This window comes from Streptomyces sp. AJS327 (assembly GCF_013450295.1).
GTDB lineage: Bacteria > Actinomycetota > Actinomycetes > Streptomycetales > Streptomycetaceae > Streptomyces.
Window position 1 is genome coordinate 415,758 of sequence record NZ_SKBR01000003.1, and the last position, 20,326, is coordinate 436,083.

Below are 20,326 nucleotides of genomic sequence, written 5' to 3' on the forward strand. Positions count from 1 at the left end.
TCAGGCGTCCTCGTCCACCGTGCGGACGACGACGCCCACCAGGTCGCCGACGGTCAGTTCGATGAGCTGGTCGAGGTCGAGCGCCGCGAAGTACCCGGCGAAGTCCACCCGTTGCCCGTACCGCTCACGGAGGCTGGCGACGAGCGCCACCACGTCGACGCTCTCCAGCGCCAGGTCCTCGCTGACCGAGGTGTCCATACCGATGTCCAGGAGGGCCGACTGCTCCGGCCCGAGCAGGGCGGTCAACTCCTCGACCACCACGGCGAGTACCCCGGCGGATCGCTCGTCCACGACCGATCGCTGTGTCACGGTGCCTTCCCTTCCTCGTGCTCCGTCCACGCCACCGCGTAGTCCCCGCCGTCGTGGGTGAGGAGCGTCGTCCACACCCGGTGGACGAGGCCGCTGGCGGTGGCGCGTACCAGCAGCAGCCCGTCCTCCTCGGTCGCCACGACGGTGAACTGCCGTGGGGCGCCGCGCAGTCCGGTGCCCTGGGCCTTCGCGACGGCCTCCTTGGCGGCCCAGAAACGGGTGAACGCGGTGCGCCGATCCGTGTCGAGCCGGTCGAGCAGCGCCCGTTCGGGCGGGGTGGTGGCCGTGCCCTCCAGGCCCCGGGGGCGTTCGGTGACCCGCTCCACGTCGATGCCGACCGCGGTACCCGGTGGGCGGGCGGCGGCCACCGCCAGCGTCCCGGTGTGCGCGAGGGACACCGTGGGGGCTTCGCCGTGTGGCACGGTCACCCACGGCCGTCCCGACCGGTCGTTGCCGACCCGGATCTCGGCGGGGAACACCGGCCCGTGCCCGCGGTCCCACAGCCAGCGCCGCACGGCGTCCTTCACCGCGACCCGGCCCAGGAACCGCGCCCGGCGTGCCCGTGCCGGACCGGCGAGCAGGGCGTCTCGTTCGCCCGCCGGCAGGTAGCGGCGGGTGGCCATGTCGGTGGAGAGGGTGTCCCGCCAGCGCTCGCGAGCCAGGAACCAGTCGCCGGGCTGCTGTTCGGCCAGCGGCTCCCGTTCGGGGAACAGGCCGTTCCGCCAGAGGACTTCGTCGTCCGGGAGGCGCTGGTTGCCCCAGCCGGTGATCCGGCACCACAACCGCCCGTCCGGACCGGTGAGTTCGAGGTCGGCGAGGAGGGAACGGGCGCCGATCTCCCGGACCCGCACGACACAGGAGAGGCGCGTCCCGGGCCGGGGGTGCGGGCCGAAGTAGGCCACCTCCCGGACGCGCGCGGGCACCGACACCCGGTCGCGCGGCTGGGTGGCCATCGCCCAGTAGCCCAGGAGCTGACCGGCGCCGTCCAGCAGGCTGCCCGGGGCGGGCAGCGCCTCCAGCACGCCGGTGACGCCGTCGTCCGCGAGGTCCTCCAGGCGGCGCACGCCACGGTACGCCGGGCCGTGGAACATCAGGCGCTCGGCGTAGAGCCCGGCGGCCGAGACGGGCGAGGGACGCCGGGCGGTGAGGGCTTCACCGGACGGTGGCGGCGGTGCCGGGTGGCCGTCGGCGAGCAGCACGGTGCCCCGGGCGTAGCCGTCCAGCACCACCCTCACCCGGCCGTCGGGCAGCGGCGTCGCCGTGACGGTGACCTGGCTCGGCGGGGCGACGGTGAGGAAGCGGGTCGCCCGGACGTCCTCAAGTCCGGTGACGACGCGGCCCGGTGCCACCGCACGGGCGGCGTCCGCCATCACCTCGAACAGGGCGGTCATGGGGACGACGGGGAAGCGGTCGGACGCGTCCGGCCAGTCCGCGGACTGGCGCACCCAGCAGTGGTCGAGCAGTTCGGGCATGAGCCGGAGGGAGAACTCCCGGCGGGTGCGGTGGGACGGCGCCGGAACCGTGGACCGCCGCTCCCCGGCGGGCGGTTCGCCTCCGGTGGCCGGTGGGCGGGCGCGCCAGGCGGTGACGACGTCCTCGGCTCCGGCGGTCGCTTCGGCCAGTACGGCGGAGAAGGCGCGGAGTACCGGATGGCCTTCATCCGGGGTGCCGTCCGCCCCGGTGTCGCCCTCCGCCCCGACGTCGTACTCCGTCGCGTTGTCGTACTCCGTCGCGGGGGAGGTGCGCCGCACGGGCCCGGGTCGGTCGGCCTGGCCGCGCCGCTCGGACCAGGACGGCCCCCGCCGGGCCCGTCCGAACTCGGAGTCCCCGCCCGGGGGTTGGCCGGGCGGGTGGCCGGTTCCGGCGTGCGCGGTTCCTTGGTGCGCGACGTCGGGGTGCTCGATGCCGGGAGGCGCGATGCCGGGATGCGGGGTTTCGGCTCGCGCGGACCGGGGCTGCCCGGAGTTGGACCGTGCCGTCCCGGGCCGCCCAGGTTCGGTGGGGTCGATGTGCCGGATGTGCTCGGTGAGTCCGGCCGGTCCAGTGAGTCCGGTGGGGGCGGCGAGGGGGCGCCCGGGTTCGGAGGACCCGGTGGTCGGGTGGGGGCGGGACCGGGGCTGGCCGGGTTCCGGAGATCCGGTGAACTCGATTGGCGGGCCCGGGGGTTGGGCGGACGTGACGGACCCGGCTGCCCCGTGCGGGGTGGTCGCCCGCCCGCCGGTCCCGGGCCCGGACGGTCCGTCTCCGGCGGACCCGTGCCCGGCGGTTTCGTGTCCCGCGGTTTCGTGTCCGGGGGAACGACGCTTGACGGTTCCGTCTCCGGCGGACCCGGAACCGCCGCCGGTCGCCGGGCCGGGGGGCGCGGACGGCGAGGGTGGGGCGGGCGGCACGGACAGTGTGGCGAGGGAGGGCGGAGGGGACGGCGGTGTGGACGGCGGGGGCGGGAAGGGCGGGAGCGGGGGCGCCGTGGGGGCGGCGGTGCTGGGCGACGGATCGGTGGACGGAGGGGTGGAGGAGCCGGTCGCGGGGGTGGTGGACGTGGTGGTGGCCTGAGCCGGTGAGGGGAGGGCACCGGTGTCGGGGGCGGGCAGCAGGTCGAAGCGCGGAGTGTGCCCTTCCACCCAGAGCGCGGCGGCCACCCGCAGGAGTTGCCCGAGCCCGGTCCTGCGCGGGCTGTTGGCGGTCACGGCGAGGTGGTCCCGTTCGCGCAGCGTGTCTCCGATGAAGCCCGACAGGCTGCCCGGCCCCGCCTCCACGAAGCTCCTGATCCCCGAGGCGTACATACGGTCGACCAGTTGCCGGAAGCGCACCGGCTCGATCAGGTGCCGCACCATCAACTCCCGGACGCGCGACAGGGATTCGGGATACGGCTCGACGGTGGTGGCCGACCACACCGGGACTTCGGGGCGCCGCAGGGGCAGTTCCCGCACCAGCTTCCGGAACGGCGCCAGCAGCGGCGCGAGCATGGGGGTGTGGTACCCCGAGCGGAAAGGCATCGTCCGGCACGGCACGCCCGTCCGCTCCAGGCGGTGCCCGGCCACCGCCACGCTCTCCGCACGGCCGCAGAGGACCGCCTGGTGTGGACAGTTGTCGTGGGAGATGACGATCTCGTCGAGCCCGGACAGCGCCGCCGCGGCCTGTTCGGCGCCGCAGCCGACGGCCAGGAACTGGGTGTCGGCGAAGCGGAAGACGTCCGGGCCGAACAGCTCGGGACGCTGGGTGACCCGCTCGGGATACATTCCGGCGGCGACCATCGCCGTCCACTCCCCGACGCTGTGCCCGGCGAGCGCGTCCGGCACGACGTCCAGCTGCCGCAGTGCCGTGTGCAGCAGCCGCCCGACCGTGAGGGCGGTCAGCGCGCGGTCGAAGAGCTGGTCGCCATCCGGAAGTTGGGGCGGGGCGAGGCGGAAGTGCGCCGCGATGTCCGTCACCTGGGGCGTGAAGTCCGGTTCCAGACCGGGGAAGACGACCGCCACCGGACCACCCGGCGGCGCGGGGTGGAACCAGACGTCGTGCCGACCGCGCCAGGCGCGCCCCGCCTCGACCACGCGGCGGGCCAGCGCGAACTTTCTCGGGGAGGCGGCGACCACGGCGAGCCGGAACGGACCGGAGCTGGGCAGCGGGCCCGGGGGAAGGCCCTCCACCACCCGGTCGAGCTGGCTGAGGAGTTCGGCCGGGCCGTCGCCGGTCAGCAGCAGGACGCCCTCGGCCGGTGGCGTCACGGTCACCGTCGGCGTGGGCGGAGCCGGGTGCTCGGCGGTGGGGACGCCGCTCATGACCGGGTCTCCGGCTCGCCGGTGAACGCCTCGGCCGCGCCGCACAGGTACATCACCTGGGCGCCCGAGCCGTACGCCAACTCCCCCAGCAGACAGCGCACTCCGTCGTCGGGCTGGATGAGTCCGACCCCACCGGCCGCGTAGCGCTGTTCGAGGGCCGGGGTGACCATGCCGCCTGAACGGGCGGCCCAGGGACCCCAGTCCACCGTGACCACGCGGCCTGGGAGGTGGCCGCTCCACAGGTGGGCCAGGGCGTCCAGCGCGTCGTTCGCGGCGGCGTAGTCGACCTGCCCGGGGTTGCCGAACACCCCGGAGACCGAGCCGAACATGGCGAGGAAGCGGGGACGGTGCGGCGCCACCGCCTCGGCGAGCGCCCGTGCCCCGTCGACCTTGGCGGAGTAGACCCGCGCGAAGGACTCCGGCGCCTTGTCGCGGATCAGCCGGTCCTCCACGGCTCCGGCGCCGTGCACCACCCCGTCGATCCGGCCGTGGTGGCGGTGGACGTCCCGGACCAGCTCCGTGACCTCGTCCGCGCGGCGGACGTCGACCGCGTGGTAGCGCACCCCGGCGGAGAGGGTGGACAGCTCCCGCAGGACCGCGCGGACCTCCCGTTCGGCGAGCAACCGCCGTACCTCCGCGTCGAGTTCGACGGGGGTGCGGCCGCCGTCCGCGGCCAGCAGCCGACGGAGGGCGACCTCGTCGGGGGCGTCCGTGGTGCGGGGGTCCTCGGCCGCCGCCGGCGGGGGTGTCCGCCCGGCCAGCTCCAGGTGGCAGCCGGAGGCCCGGGCCAGCTCGACGGCGACCCGGCCGGTGATCCCGCGCGCCCCGCCGGTCAGCAGCACCACGGACTCCGGCGACAGCCCCAGCGCCGCGGCCGCCTCGGTCGGCTCCACCGTCTCGTGTACCGGCTCCACCGCCACCGGGGACCAGGCGGTGCGTGTGCCGTCCGGGTAGCCGACGACCGGTGGGCCGTCCGGCGCGCCGAGTTCGGCGAGCAGCCAGCGGGCGAGCGTGCCGGGGGCCGTCTTCGGGTCGACGTCCACCAACCGGACGGCGGTGTCGGGGTATTCGCGGGCCATGGTGCGGACGGCTCCGGCGAGGCCGACGCCGGAGAGGAGTTCGGCGCCGCCGGTGGTCCGGCCGTGTCGTCCACCGAGGCCGGTGACCACCAGGACCCGGCGGTATCCGGCCAGCAGCGCGGAGCGGAGCGGGGCGTACGCCCTGGGGAGCGCGGGTTCGCCCGGGGTGAGCGCGGCCAGGTAGACCAGGGTGTCCGCGCCGCCGCCCGTCCAGGCGTCCAGGGAGGTGGCGGGGGCGATCCGGACGGCGGAGGCGCCCAGGGCCTCCAGCCCGTCGGCCAGCGCCCGGCCGACCTCCAGGGAGTCGTCCACGACCACACACCGGGCGCCGTGCAGCGCCGCCTGGTCAGGCGCCGTGGCGGGCGGGTCCAGCGGGGTCTCCTGAAGCAGGAACCGCCGTGGTGGGACGCTGACCGACGGCCTCGGACCGGAGTCCGCGCGGTGGTCGGAGTCCGCCGGGTGGTCGGGGCTGCTGGAGGGGACGGGGCCGGTGACGTGGTCCGGTGGCGTGCGGTGTGGGGGTGTCGTGGGGTCGTGTTCGGGGAGGGAGCCCGCCGGCGGGCCGGACGTGGGGCCGAAGCCGGAGGCGGGCGCGGCCGGGTGGCCGGAACGGGGGCCCGGGGCGCCGCCGGGCGCCGGGACCGGTACGGGGGCGGGGTCGGCGGTGGGAGGGGCGGCACCGGTCGCCGCGGCGCACCACTCCGCGATCGACCGCACCGTCTTGAGGCGGGACAGCTCCTCCAGATCGGTGTCGTCTCCCGACAGCCGCAGCCGCTGGGCGAGTTCCCCGACGATCTCGGTGCGCTTGATGGAGTCGATGGAGAGGTCGGCCTCCAGGTCGATGTCGGAGCCGAGCAACTCCCGGGGATAGCCCGTGCGTTCGCTCACGATGCCCAGCACCCGCTCCGCGGCCTCCTCGGCGGAGAGCGCGGCGCCCTGGCTTTCCATGGGGGCGGGCCGCGGGGAGCCGCCGACGCCGGACGGGGGCCCCTCGGGCGGTCCCGCCTGCTCGGGCAGCGTGGCCCGGACGGTGGTCGCCACGACGGGCGGGTGTGCCGTCGGCTCCGGCGGCCCGGCGGGCGAACCGGCCGCCGGGGAAGGCGCCGCACCCAGGTAGGACATGAGCACGTCCCGTTGGGCGGTGACGAGTTCCCTGGTGCCCCGGAGGTACTCGACGAGCGCGGCCTCCCGGGGCCCTGGCTGTCCTCCCTCCGCCGCCGGGTGGCCGCCGAGCGTCACGGCGTGCTCGGTGGCGGGGAGCAGCCCGCCGGGGACCGGCCTGCCGCTCGCGTCGCGCACCAGCTGTCCGTCGACGGTCCACCGGACGGGCGGCGGCGCCGCCCCCGCGGTGACCGTGACCGCGTCGCGGCCCTCGAACAGCGCCGCACAGTCGAGCGGGACCCCGGCCACGGCGAGCCGGGCGAGGCTGTGCAGCACGGTGTTCAGACCGGGCTCGCCCGGAACGTCGCAACTGACCGCGGTGTGTGGCCGATCGCCCAGCACCGCGCCGACCAGCCCGGTGAGGGTCCGGCCGGGGCCCGCCTCCACGAAGATCCGCGCCCCGTCGCGGTACATCGCCTCGATCTGCTCGGCGAACCGGACGGGCCGGGCGACCTGTTCGGTGAGCGTGGCCCGGATGCCACCGGGGTCGTGGGGATAGGGGCGGGCGTCGGTGTTCGACCAGACGGGGACCCGGGGCGGGGCGATCTCGGTCGCCTCCAGGGCCGACGCCAGGGGCGCGCGCGCCCCGGCCACCGTGGGGCTGTGGAAGGCGCAGGCCACCGGCACCTCGGCGACCGGGAGTCCGGCTCGCCGCAGGGGCTCGGCCGCTGAGGCCAGGGCCCCGGCCGGTCCGGCGAGGACCGTCTGCCGGGGGGCGTTGTGGTTGGCCAGCACGACATCCGGATGCGCCGCGCCGAGGAGCGCGGTGACCTCCTCCGGCGTGGCCGTGACCGCGAGCATGGCGCCCGGTTCCGCGCCCGCCGCCTCCAGCACCGCCTCGGCCCGGACCTGGGAGAGGCGCAGCAGCTCCTCCGCCCCGAACGCGCCCGCGGCCGACAGCGCCACCAGCTCGCCGTAGCTGTGCCCGCCCACGAGGTCGGGGACGACGCCGAGCCGCCCCAGCAGGCGGTGGACCGCCAGTCCGGCCACCCCCAGCACCGGCTGAGCCACCCGGGTGTCGGTGATCGCGGCCCGCTGGGCCGACCGCCGCTCCTGGTCGAACGTGGCCGGGGGGAACAGGAACTCGGCCCAGGGGGAGCCGGGGGGCAGCAGCTCCCGCAGCGCGGGGAAGGTGACGAAGAGGTCGGTCAGCATGCCCGGCCGCTGGCTCCCCTGCCCGGGGAAGAGGAACGCCACCTTCCCCGGAGCGTCCGGTGCTCCCGGAGTGTTCGGGGTATTCGGGGCGTGCGGCGTGCTCGGGGTATCCGGCGTGTTCGTGGCCCCCGGAGCGTCCGGGGCCGTGGGGTCGGCCGGTGTGGCGGGCTCCTCCGGTGGCCCGGCGGCGTACACGCCGCCTGCCGGGTCGTCCGGCAGCGTGCGGGCGCTGTGCAGCCGGTCACCGAGTTCGTCGAGATCGGAGGCGACCAGCGCCAGCCGGACGGGGAGTTCGGGGGCCCACGCGGTGCTGACCGTCCGGGCGAGGTCGCGGAGCCGCCAGGGGCGCCCGGCCCGGTCGTTCTCCTCCAGCAGCGCGGCCAGTTCCCCGGCACGCCGCAGCGCCTCCGCCCGGTCGGCGCCGCGCAGGCAGAACAGCTCGGCCGGCCACTGGTCGGCGGCGGCCGTGGGTTCCGGCGCGCCGTCGTAACCGGAGACCACCACATGGAAGTTGGTGCCGCCGAAGCCGAACGCGCTGACGCCCGCGTGTCGTTCGGCGGGACGCTCCAGCCACGGACGGGGACGGGTGTCGAAGCGGAACGGGCTGGTATCGGCGGACCACGCCGGGTTGGGGCGCCTCAGCTGCGCCGTCGGAGGCAGCACCCCGGAGTAGATCGCGCGGGTCGCCTTGATCAACCCGGCCATACCGGCCGCGCACTTGGTGTGCCCGATCATCGACTTGACCGAACCGAGCGTGACCGAGCCAGCCGCCGCGCCCTCCTCGTCGCACAGCTCGGTGAGGACGTCGAGTTCGGTACGGTCGCCGACCACGGTGCCCGTGCCGTGCGCCTCGATCAGGCCGAGCCGGGAGATGGGCAGACCGGCCTGTTCGTAGGCGCGGCGCAGCGCCCGCCGCTGGCCCTCGGGGCGCGGCGCGGTCAGGCCCAGGGAGCGGCCGTCGCTCGACCCGCCGACGCCCCGCACCACGGCGTAGATCCGGTCGCCGTCCCGTTCGGCGTCGGCGAGGCGTTTGAGGGCCAGGCAGGCCACCCCCTCGCCCAGCGCGATGCCGTCCGCCCCGGCGTCGAAGGAGCGGCAGCGGCCGGTGGGCGAGAGCGCGCCGACGGAGGAGAACAGCAGGTAGTCCTTGGCGCCGTTGTGCAGGTCGACAGCGCCGCACAGCACCAGGTCGCTGGTGTGCGAGAGGAGTTCCTTACGGGCCGCGTCGAGCGCGGCGAAGGAGGAGGCGCAGGCCGCCTCGACGGTGAAGTTCACCCCGCCGAAGTCGAGCCGGTTGGCGATCCGCCCGGCGATCACGTTGGACAGCACCCCGGCGAAGGAGTCCCCGGTGAGCCCCGGGAGCACGGACGCCAGCTCGGGCGGGAGTTCACCGAGGTACGAGGGGAGCGTCATACGCAGTGCCTGGGCCCCGGCCAGATCGCTGCCGTGCTCGGCGCCGAAGATCACCGAGGTGCGTTCGCGGGAGAACGGGCGGTGTGTGTAGCCCGCGTCGGCCAGGGTCTCCTCGGCGCAGCGCAGCGCGAGGAGCTGGGCGGGGTCGATCTGGCCCAGCGCGGCGGGCGGCAGGCCGTACCGCAGGGGGTCGAAGGGCACCGGGGGGAGGAAGCCGCCCCATTTGGAGACGGTGGTCTCCGCCCCGGACTCGCCGTCCGCGTGCGGCCGGTGGTAGATCCGCGGGTCCCAGCGGCCCGGGTCGACCTCCCGCACGGCGTCGGTTCCCGCCAGGATGTTGGCCCAGAAGCCCGCGGCGTCCGGCGCGTCGGGGTAGACGCAGGACATGCCCACGATGGCGATGTCCGTGTCGGCGCGTTCGGCGCGTTCGCCGCGTGGCTGGGCCGTCTCGGTGGGAGTGGCCGGGCGGCGCAGCTCCGCCGCCCGGGCCGCCAGCAGCCGGGCGCCGCCCTCGCTGACCGACTCGTGCAACTCCCGGACGGTGGTGGGTTCGTGGCGCAGCGCGGCCACCTCGCCCACCATGAACATGCCTTCCTCGGCCTGGGTGTGCTCGTCCACCTCGCGGAGTACGGCTCCCTCGCGGCGCCGGCCCTTGGCGGCCAGGCGCAGCCTGCCGAGGTTGAGACGCTCCAGCTCGGCCCACATCGCCTCACGGGGGGTGCCCGCGGTCCGGTGGGCGTGGGCGGCGGCCGCGTGTTCCCGGACGTACGGCGTCTCCACGCAGCGGGTGGCGTGTCCGGGGGCGGTCTCCAGCAGGGTGGTGCGGTCGCAGTCGAGGACGGTGCGCTGGTAGCCGGGCCGGATCGCGCCGTGCCGCACCGCCTCCTCGGTGAGGAGATAGCCGGTCCCCATCAACACCCCGACCGCCGCGCCGCGTTCGGCCAGGGGCGCGGCCAGCGTCGCCACCATCGCGGCGCTCCGCGCGTCGTGTACGCCGCCGGCGAAGCAGATCCGCAGCTCGGTGGCGGCGTTGCCCGGCTGGTCGGTGAAGTCGAGCAGCCGGGTCAGCTGCGCCTCCCAGAGCGGGAAGCTGCCCAGCGGGCCCACGTGGCCCCCGCACTCCCGGCCCTCGAACACGAAGGAGCGCGCTCCGGCGCGCAGGAACTGGTCCAGCAGGCCGGGGGTGGGGACGTGCAGGAAGGTGCGGGTGCCGGACCGCTCCAGGGCCGCGGCCTGGTCCGGGCGGCCCCCGGCGAGCAGCGCGAACGGTGGCCGGACCTCCCGGATCGCGGTGAGTTGGGCCTCGCGGACCTCCCGGGGCGCGAAGCCCAGGATGCCGGCTCCCCAGGGGCGGTCGCCGAGGGCGGCGGAGGTCTCGCTCAGCAGTGTGTGGGTCTCCTCGCCGCCCAGCAGCGCCAGCGCCAGGAAGGGGAGCCCGCCCTCCTCCGCGACGGACCGGGCGAACGCCGCCCGGTCGGAGACTCGGGTCATCGGGCCCTGGAGCAGGGGCCGTTCGAGGCCCGTGGCGTGGGCGAAGGCCGAGCCGGGTGCCAGCGGGGCGGTGCTGACGGCCGACTCCACCTGGGTGGTGATCGCCGCCTGGAACGCCTGGACCACGCCGCCCGCCGTGCGGTGGCGGTCGGCCAGCGGGGCGGCGAAGGCGCCGTCCTGGCCGACGGGCAGCAGGGCGTCACGGAGACGGCAGGCCAGGGCGGCGGTGACGGTCTCGTACGGGGCGTCGGTGAACGGGCCGAGATCGAGACCGGGGCGGGTGTAGACGCGGTGCCCGGCGAGGACGGTGGTCTCGGTGCCGTCCATCGCGCGGACCGCCGCCGCGACCTCCTCCGGCAGCCGGGGCGCGGACTCGGCCACCAGCGCCAGCTGGCTGTCCAGCACGACGCCGTCGGCGCCCCCGGCGACGGCCGCCGCCGCGGTGTGCGGGCCCAGGCCCCCGGCCGCGAGGACCGGCACCCCCAGGTCGGCGGCGAGCACCTGTTGCAGCAGGACGAAGCCGCCGACGGTGCCGATCCGGCCGCCGGACTCGCAGCCCCTGACCACCAGGGTGTCCGCGCCGAGCCGCACCGCCTCCCGGGCCTCGTCGAGGGAGACGACCTCGACGAGGGTGCGCCGCCCGTGGGTCGCGGGGTCGGTCCACTTGGGGTCGGGTCGGCCGAGGAGCACGGTGCGCACCTGTTCCGGCAGCCGCTCGGGGGACCACGGGGCGCCGGGTGGCACGCGCACTCCGAACGGCGCGCGGACCCGGCGGCACACCTCGGCCAGCTCCGCTTCGGCGCGGGCCGGGTCGCGGCCGAGGTCCAGCACGCCCAGGCCACCCGCGCGGGTCACCCCGCACACCAGTCGCGCGTTGGGCTCCGCGAACGGCGTGACGCCGACGATCTCGATGCGGAAACGGGGTGTGTTCTCCACGACTCTCCATAAGCGGGCTGTTCCGACGCGGAGCGACGGCGAGCGACAGCGTTTCGGCGCGTATCGCGCCGGTCCGTTGGGATAACGGACTCGCTGGATCGCCAGCGTCCTTGTCGACGACCACCGAGTCAAAGTCCACGGACCGTCCCGGTACCGAGATCCAGAACGCGTTGACGCCCGGACTCCCGGTGTTCTCCGGTGGTGTGCCGACTCCGGGTCGCGCTCCGGTCATCCCGCGTTCACCTGCGGCGATGCGGGGCGGGGCGAGGCGGGCGAGGCGCCGCTCCGGGAGAGCGGAACGGCTTCTCCTGGGCCGTGGTGACGGCCGGGCCGATCACCGGATCGAGGGAACGAGAATCGAACAGACGCGAGACGTGGAGCGCGTTTCCCGCCCTTCCCATTCCCGGCCCATTTCCCAGCCGCTTCCCTCGGCGTCTTCTCCGGGATTCGCGGGCTTTCCCGTGTCATTCCCGTGGGTTGTCAACCAGGGGCCGTCCGGGTTCTCCGGTCGCTCACCTCTCTTCCCGTTGATCGCTTTCCCGTGGTGCGCGGGATATCGCCGCCGGGCGGCACGGTGGGGGGGGTGGGGAGGAGGGCGAGCGGGAGGGCGGGGAGGGGATCGGGGAGGGAGCGGCGGGTTCCGGCACGAGTCCGAGAGGCCCGAGGGGTCCGAGGGGGCCGGGGCGGGGCATGGCCGGGCGCGGTGGGATCGAATACTCCGCCGGAGGGGGACACCGTCAACTCGCGCTTGACGGCGGGTGGTTGCGGCGCCAGGCGGTGGGACGGCGGCGCGGGCGAGCGCGGCTGCCCCGGGCCGGTTCGCTGCCGCCGCCCACGGTCCGTTCGCTGCCGCGCCTGTGGTCCGGTTCGCTGCCGCGCCCGCGGTGCGGTGTGCCGTCGCCCGGTGCGTCCCTCTCGGCCTCAGGAGCGAGGTGCGGTGCGGGGGGTGGGGGTGGTGAGGAAGGCGAGGACGGCGGGGTCGAAGAGTTCGGGCCGCCGCTCGTGGACGTAGTGGCCCGCGTCGATGGCCAGCAGCCGGGCGCACGGCACCCGTTCGGCCACCTCGGCCAGCAACGCGCGCGGCACCGGGCTGTCGAGCCCGCCGCTCACCACCAGGGTCTCCGCGGTGACTCGGGACAGCGCACGCCACCATCCCGGGTCGGCGTACCGCAGCTCGTCGATGATCGGGCGGACGGCACCGCCGTCCAGCTGACCGGAGTCCCGCAGCGCGCCGAACTCCCGTACCACACCGAGGAGGTTGGCGGAGTGGCGGCGGCCGGTGCGCAGCGCGCGTTCGGCCGCCGTGTCCTTCGGCGGTGGCGGGGTGTCCTCGATCACCAGCCTGCGGACCCGGTCTGGTTGGCGCTGGGCGATCAGCCAGCAGACGTGCCCGCCCATCGAGTGGCCGACCAGATCGGCTCCGCGCGGGGCGGCCGTGTCGAGCAGCGCGGTCAGGTCCGCGTACAGGGCGCCGAAGGAGTAGTCGCCGGGTTGCGAACTGCCGCCGTGGCCCCGCTGGTCGGGGACGATGACGCGGCGGCCGCGCGCGCAGAGCGCGGCGGCCAGCCGGTCCCAGGTCGCCCCGGTGTTCCCCAGCGCGTGCGCGAGGAGCACCGGGGCGCCCGACGGGTCACCCGCGACCGTGTAGCGCAGCGTCACCCCGTCGTCGAGCGGGAGCCACCGCCACTGGCGGTGTTCCCAACTCCCGGTGTCGACAGGATGGTTCGGATCCTCAGCTGGGTCGCGGTTCTGGAGCATGTCCCTCCTTCGGGTGTTCTCAGAGCCCGGTGTGCCCCGCTTCCGTGGTGCCCTCCGTCGGCCCGGACGAGGTGCCGCCGGACGTGTCGCCGGACGTTTCGGAGGAGGGCGGGTCCGTGGGCGTGCCGCCGGACGTGCCCTGGGCCGGGGAGCCGGTCTCCGGCGGGTCGTTGGCGGCGGTACCGGCGAGGTGGTCGACGATGGCGGCGACGGTCTGCCGGTGCCACACCAGGTTGGCCGGGAGCTTCAGTGCCAGCCGCTGTTCCAGCTTCCGGCGGATGACGATGGCCAGCACCGAGTCCAGACCCACGGAGTTCAGGGAGAGTTCGGGCGCGAGTTCCCCGGGGTCGAGCTTCATCTCGGCCGCGACGCAGCGGGTCGTCTCGTCGAGCAGCCGCGCGCGCAGCTCCTCGCCGTCGAGCGCCCAGATCTCCGTGGCGTCGACGCCCGGTTCGCCGGACTGCCCCTGGGATCCGGTGAGTTCGAGACCGTCGGCCTCGGCGTCCGAGGCGGCGTCGGTGTCCAGCGCGTCCAGCAGTGGCGAGCGGCGGCCCCCCGCGTCCAGCGGTACTGGGCGCAGGACGGCCAGGTGGGAGGTGTCCAGGGTGCTGGCGCGCTCCCAGGCGGCGAACGCCTCCGCCGGGCTGACGTCGGCCACGCCGTGCGCGCTCAACTCGGCGTCCACAGCGGCGTTGGCGCCCATCCCGAGACCGCTCCAGGAGGTCCAGCCGAGGCTGAGCGCTCCCGGATCGCCCTCGGCCGCGCGGTGCCGCGCGAGGGCGTCGAGGAAGGCGTTGGCCGCCGCGTAGCTGGTCTGCCCCGGCAGGCCCATCAGTTGGCCGCAGGAGGAGAAGTGCACCAGGAAGTCGACGCTGCCGGGCGGATAGAGCCGGTGCAGGGTGAGCGCGCCGAGCGCCTTCGGCCGGAGCACGGCGCGCAGCGACGCCGGGTCCACCCGGTCGAGCAGTCGGTCGTCCAGTACTCCGGCGGCGTGCACCACCCCGCGCACCGGGGGCAGTTCGAGCGTATCCGGGTCGAGCGCCGCGCGGGCGGCCTCCGGGTCCGCGATGTCGAGGGGCACGACGCGCACCGTGGCGCCCAGGGCCTCCAGACGGCGAACGGTGGTGATGGCCGCCCGAGTTGCCGCGTCCCGCCCCGCGTCGTCCGTCCCGGTGGCGGGGGCGTCCCAGGTGGAGCGGGGCGGCAGCGCGCGCCGGGAGACCAGGAGGAGGCGGCGGGCGCCGCGTTCGACGAGCCAGCGGGCGATCTCCCCGCCGAGCGCGCCGAGTCCGCCGGTGATCAGGTAGGTGCCGTCCGGACGGCAGGTCAACGGCTGGCGCACGGCGCCGATTTCGGGCGTGCCGTTGTGTGGCGAACGCTCGGGTGTGGCGCTGACGCCGGGGGCCTCGGCGTTGGACGTCCCGGTGTCGGAGGTGTCGGCGGTGCCGGTGGGCGCCGGGAGGGCGCGCCGCAGCCGGGCGCCGAGCGGCCGTCCGTCCCGGATCGCCAGGACGTCCTCCCCGGTGGCGTGCGGCAGCGTGGCGAGGACCGCGTCGAGGTCGGCGTCGGTGGGGTGCGGTTCCAGATCGAGGGTGCCGCCCCAGATCTCCGGGTGTTCCCCGGCGACGATCCGGCCGACGCCCCAACGGGTGCTGTCCGACACCGAGTTCATAATGGCGGCGGAGCGTACGCCCCGGGTGAGGGACCAGATCCGGCTGCCGTCGTCCGGCCGCCCGGCTAGCGTCTGGGCGGCGTGGGCCAGCCCCCAGGCCGCCGCGTGAGCCAACTCGCCCGCGTCGGCGGAGCGTTCGGGCTCGCCTGTCGGGAGCAGCAGCACGGTGGCGGGGCCCTCGGACGTGTCGAGCAGCGCGGTGAGGGCCGTGGTGTCCGTCGGGTCCGGGAGGACGCGGCAGCCGTGTCCGGCGGCCCCGGCCCGGGCGCGGAGCCGTTCCGCCAGGTCCCTGTCGCCGCCGAGAAGCACCAACAGCTGGTTGTTGTGGGCGGGTTCGGCGCTCGGGGGCTGCCAGGGCAGCCAGTCCGTCTGGTAGAGCAGTCGTTCCGGTGGTGCGGTGCGGCGGGGTCCGCCGTCCTCGGTGGCGTACCGCACGCCGTCGAACCGCGCGGCCAACTTGCCGTCGGGGGTGTGGACACGGACGTCCACGGTGTCGCGTTCGGTGACGCGGGCCTCGATGTGGGCGGTGGCCGGGGCCTCGCCCGCCGTCCACAGTCGGTCGACGCCGGAGGCCACGCGCAGCCGGGCCGGGCCCGGGTGGGCGGCGGGGGCGAGGGAGAGCGCGGCGTCGAACAGTGCGGTCCACGGGCGGGGTTCGGGTTCGCCGATCGGGGCACCGCGCTCCGGCCGCTCGCCGTCCGCCGGTTGCCGGACGCCGGTTCCGGCCGGGGCGGGCGGTTCGGGGCCGGTCACCGTCACTTCGGCGCGCAGCCCGTCGGGGAGGCGCAGCAGCCGGTCGACGCGCCAGCCGAAGGCCATGCTGGGGACGCCGACCGAGGCCAGTGCCTGGACGACGTGGTCGGTGGGGAGTTCCTCCGCCCCCGCCGGGCGGGTTCCGTCCGCCGGGCTGGGTCGGTCCGCCGGGTCGGTTCCGTCCGTCGGGTCCGCCGCCTCGGTCGCGGCCGTCGCGGGGTGGGTGCCGGGGCCCGGGCCGTGGTGCGGAGCCGGTGCGGCGGGTGTCGTGGTGCCGGTGGCGCAGAGCAGCCACCGTTCGTCGCCGCCGGGGCTGGCCGGACGGGCGAGCAGCCGCACCACCCCGTCCTGCGCGAGTACGTCGACCTCGCGCGGGCCGTCCAGGGTGACCGGGGCGCTGAGCGTCACGTCGCGCAGGGTCCGGGCGGCACCGGCACCGTCGGGCGGGACGGGGTTGCCGTCCCCCGGGGCCGCCGGGGCTGACGCGGGGACCGGGGCAGCGGCGTCCAGGAGGGTCTGGAGCAGCACGGCGGCCGGTACCACCTCCACGCCCTGGATGGAGTGGCTGCCCGGGTAGGGGCGGGTGGCCAGGTCGACCTGGGTGCGCCAGAGCCGGAGCGGCGTCGCCCCGGCGAGGGTGCTGGGCGCGCCGAGCAGGGTGCGGCTCGCGGGCCGGTGGCGTCCGCGCTCCGCGCGCCGGGGCGTGCGCTCCCGCCAGTACCGCTGGCGTCGCCAGGAGCGGGTCGGCAGGGGTGCGAGGGTGCCGCCGGGGTGCAGCGCGGGCCAGTCGAGGGTGGCGCCGTGGCAGTGCAGGGCGGCGGCGTTGAGGAGCAGTTGCTCCCGTTCGGGCTGGTTGCGGCGGAGCGAGCCGAGGACCCGCCGGTCCGGCACCCCGACGTGGGTCAGTGTCTCCTCGACGGAGTGGGTGACGACGGGGTGGCCGGAGATCTCCAGGAAGGCGCGGTGGCCGTCCTCGGCGGCCGCGATGACCGCGTCGGCGAAGCGCACCGGCTGGCGCAGGTTCGCCGCCCAGTAGGCGCCGTCGCGTGGGGCCGGGTCGCGCGGGTCGCTCAACGCCGTGCCGTAGAGCGGGATGACGGGTTCGTGGATCTCCAAGTCGTCTGCCGCCGCGCTGAGTTCGTCAACGAGGGGGTCCATGTGCGGGCTGTGGAAGGCCACGTCGCTGGCGACCCGGCGGACGACGAGGTTCTCGTCCGAGCCGAGCTTGCGTGCCGTGGCCTCGATCTCGGCGGCGTCCCCGGCGAGCACGGTGGAGGACGGCGAGGCGAGGACGGCCGGGACCAGCGGGGCCGGTGAGGCCAGCCGGGCCAGCGCCTCCTCGGGCGGCAGGCCGACCATCAGCATGCCGCCCGCTCCGGCGACCCGGCGCAGCAGCAGACTGCGGCGGCACACCAGCCGGGCGCCGTCCGCGGGGGAGAGCACCCCGGCGGTCACCGCGGCGGCGATCTCCCCGACGGAGTGGCCGAAGACCGCGGAGGGCTGCGCGCCCATCGCCCGCCACTCAGCGGCCAGTCCCAACTGGACGGCGTACAGGAGAGGCTGGACCAGATCGACGCGGCTGTCCTCGCCGTCCTCGATGAGCTGCCGGGGGGTGGTGCCCAGCTCCCGCTCGAAGACGGGCCCCAACTCGTCGATGACCGAGGCGAAGACGGAACCCGTACCGTCCGGGCCGCGCTCGGCGAGCAACCCGCGGCCCATACCGGCCCACTGGGCGCCGTGCCCCGCGAACACCCAGACCGCGCCCTCCGGGTCAGCGGCCGACGCACCGGCGACCGCCGAACCGCCGGGGGCGCGCGGTTCCGGTGGGGGCGGCGTGCTGGCGGAGACGGCCGGCCGGGCGGTGGCGACGCCCAGCGTGCTGCCGTAGGGATCGCCGCCCGCCGCGAACCCGTGGAGTTTAACGGCGAGTTCACCCCGGTCGGCGGCGACGACGGCCAGCCGGTGCCGGAGTTGGGTACGGCGCACCGCCAGGGTGTGGCCCACGGACGCCAGCGGGGTGCGGGAACCCGCGCCGTCCAGCCAGACGGCCAGCCGCCCGGCGTCGGCGCGCAACGCCTCCTCGGAACCGGCGGAGAGCGGGAAGAGCCGTGGGGACCGGGTCCCGTCCTCCGGCGGGGCCGCCCCGGGCGCGGGCGCCTCCTCCAGGATGACGTGCGCGATGGTGCCGCCGTAGCCGAAGCTGGAGACCCCGGCCCGGCGGACGCGCGGCCCGCGCGGCCAGGGCACCTCCTCGGTGGTGAGGCGCAGTCCGTGGTCGGCCCAGGGGATACGCGGGTTGGGGCCGTCGACCCCGGGGGTCGGCGGGATCCGCTCGCGGTCCAGCGCGAGAACCGCCTTGACCATCCCGGCGATGCCCGAACCGGCCTCCAGATGGCCGATGTTGGCCTTCACCGAACCGACCAGGCAGGGCCGCTCCTTGGGGCGTCCGGCGCCGAGCACCGCGCCGAGCGCGCCCGCCTCCAGCGGGTCCCCGGCCAGCGTGCCGGTGCCGTGCGCCTCCACGTAGTCCACGTCGGCGGGGTCGACGCCGGACGCCGCGTACACCCGGCGCAGCAGTTCGGCCTGCGCCTCCTGGCTGGGCGCCATGATGCCCTCGGTGCGGCCGTCCTGGCTGACGCCGCTGCCGCGCAGCACCGCCAGCACCCGGTCGCCGTCCCGCCGGGCCTCGCCGAGCCGTTTGAGGACCAGCACGCCCGCGCCCTCGCCCCGCCCGTAGCCGTCGGCGGCGGCGTCGAAGGACTTGCTGCGCCCGTCGGGGGCGATCGCCCCGGCGCGGTCCAGCGTCACCGACAGCCCTGGACCGGCGATCAGGTTGACGCCCGCGGCCAGCGCGAGGGTGCACTCGCCACCGCGCAGGGCCCGGGCCGCCAGGTCGACGGCGACGAGCGAGGAGGAGCAGGCCGTGTCCACCGCGAGGCTCGGCCCGCGCAGGTCGAGGCTGTGCGAGACGCGGTTGGCGGTGGCGCAGAGCGCCGCGCCGATGCCCGTCCACGGCTCGATGCCGGGCAGGTCCTCCAGTAACTGGCGCCCGTAGTCGTCCGATCCGACGCCGACGAAGACGCCGCAGCCGCCGCCCGCCAGCGTCGCCGGGACGACCCCGGCGTGCTCCAGCGCCTCCCAGGCCAGTTCCAGCAGTAACCGCTGCTGTGGGTCCATGAGTTCGGCCTCGCGGCGGGAGATGCCGAAGAACTCCGGGTCGAATCCGGCGATGTCGGGGAGGAAACCGCCCCGGCTCGTGGTGGATTCGACCACCGCCTCGAAGTCCGGCCCCGCCTCGGCGGCTTGGGCGAAGCGTTCCGCCCCGTCGCGGATGCCGTGGCCGCCGCGCTGGAGCAACCGCCAGAAGGCGTCGGGGGATTCGGCGTCCCCCGGGAAGCGGCAGCTGAGCCCGATGACGGCCAGCGGCTCGGCGGGCGCTGCCGCGCCGTAGGCGCCGTACGCCACAGGCGCTGCCGCCTCCGCGGTGGCGTCCTGACCCGAACGGCCTTCGGTAGCAGGGCGGTTCTGACCGGTGGTGGCGGCCGGGCGCGCGGCCCCGGCGGCGCTCACGCCTCCCCCTCGGCGCCCGGGGTGTGCGCGGAGTGCGGGGCCAGGTCGCCCGGGGGCGGTGCGCCGGGTGGGGTGTCCAGCACCTCCACCACCGCCGCCGTCACCATGATTCCGGGACCGGCGCTGAGCATCAACAGGTGGTCGCCCGCGCCGAGTTCGCCGGAGGTGACCAGGTGGTCGAGGTGCAGCCCGACGTCGGTGGCGCCCGCGTGCCCGATGTCCCGGAAGAACGGCACCCCGCCCAGGCCCGGGTCCAGGCCCATCGGCTGGAAGTGACTGGCGAGGAACTCCTCGCTGCCAGCGGCGAGATGCAGCACCCGCGAGATGTCGGGAAGCGCCACCCCCGCCTCCGAGGTGACGCGCTCGATCAGCTTGGCGCTGGCCGTGCCGTAGTCCTCGGTGATCCGGCCGGCGTCCTCGCCCAGCTCCTCGACCATGGCCTCCAGGTGCTCGTTCATGTCCAGCCGCCTGCCGACGGTGACGGCGGGCGGGAACAGCGGCGCGTGGCCCCGGTTGAGGATCTCGAAGTCGGGCAGCGAGACCGAGTCGATGGCCGCCAGCCGTGCCCAGCTGGGGCGCTTCGTCAGGATCAGCGCCGCGCCCGCGTCCGCCAGGACCGCGTCCCGGTCGGCGTGCCACCGATCCACCGACGGCGGGCCGAAGTTGTCGGCGCTGCTGACCACGGCGCCGCTACGGGTGGGGGAGACCAGCAGGTAGCTGGCGGCCATCTCGACCCCGGCGAGGAGCGCGTTGCAGCCCTGCTCGACGGTGAGCGCGGGGACCGGCAGCCCGAGGGACTCGCGCAGGACGTAGTGCGGTGCGGACCAGCCGTCCGGCCCCTGGTGGTAGGCGTGGGTGTGGACGAGCAGGTGGATGTCCTCGGGGCGTAACCCGGAGCGCTGGTACGCCTGCCGGACGGCGCTGACCGCCATGTCCGGGGCGGAGACGCCGTCGGAGATGGCGATGTTCCGCCATCCGCACGAGGCGATCAGTTCGGGTTCGTACCAGCCGTTGCTGGCCGCCTCCCGGGTGCTGGTCCGGGGAGGGATGTGGGCGCCGGTGGCGGCGAGGTAAATGCCATCGATCTTCACGGTGGTTCTCCGCGCGTTGCTGTCTGAGCTGTCTGAAACGGTCGTTCTGATGCCGGACGGGACGGGAGGAGCGGTGCGGATCGGACGGAGGGACGCGGTGGGACGGACCCCGCCGGACGCGTGGTCCGCCGGGGCGGGCACCGGCCACCGTGTGGGCGGCCC

The 20,326-nt window shown here is 75.8% G+C and carries 6 protein-coding genes; all 6 read right to left on the reverse strand.

Going from position 1 to position 20,326, the window contains the following annotated elements; translation table 11 throughout:
* The 6 genes from E0L36_RS19120 to E0L36_RS28295 all read right to left on the reverse strand — a co-directional run bounded on the left by E0L36_RS19120 (position 1) and on the right by E0L36_RS28295 (position 20,164).
* The gene (locus tag E0L36_RS19120; protein ID WP_180930351.1) at positions 1-309 is read right to left on the reverse strand and encodes an acyl carrier protein; all 309 of its coding nucleotides are present in this window, start codon (positions 307-309) and stop codon (positions 1-3) included.
* Entirely contained in the window at positions 306-4,085 is a 3,780-nt protein-coding gene (locus tag E0L36_RS19125; RefSeq protein WP_180930352.1) for a 4'-phosphopantetheinyl transferase superfamily protein, read from the reverse strand. Before E0L36_RS19125 ends, E0L36_RS19120 begins: the two co-directional genes overlap by 4 nt.
* Positions 4,082-11,320: an SDR family NAD(P)-dependent oxidoreductase gene (locus E0L36_RS19130; RefSeq protein ID WP_308416835.1), complete on the reverse strand. Its 7,239-nt coding sequence runs from the start codon at positions 11,318-11,320 to the stop codon at positions 4,082-4,084. Before E0L36_RS19130 ends, E0L36_RS19125 begins: the two co-directional genes overlap by 4 nt.
* Before the next feature lie 921 nt (positions 11,321-12,241).
* Positions 12,242-13,078 (reverse strand): alpha/beta fold hydrolase, encoded by an 837-nt coding sequence (locus E0L36_RS19135; RefSeq protein ID WP_180930353.1) that lies wholly within the window; start codon positions 13,076-13,078, stop codon positions 12,242-12,244.
* Positions 13,079-13,097: 19 nt separating this feature from the next.
* Positions 13,098-19,073: a type I polyketide synthase gene (locus E0L36_RS19140; protein ID WP_180930354.1), complete on the reverse strand. Its 5,976-nt coding sequence runs from the start codon at positions 19,071-19,073 to the stop codon at positions 13,098-13,100.
* Positions 19,070-20,164: a ketoacyl-ACP synthase III family protein gene (locus E0L36_RS28295; RefSeq protein WP_180930355.1), complete on the reverse strand. Its 1,095-nt coding sequence runs from the start codon at positions 20,162-20,164 to the stop codon at positions 19,070-19,072. Before E0L36_RS28295 ends, E0L36_RS19140 begins: the two co-directional genes overlap by 4 nt.
* Positions 20,165-20,326: the final 162 nt, after the last annotated feature.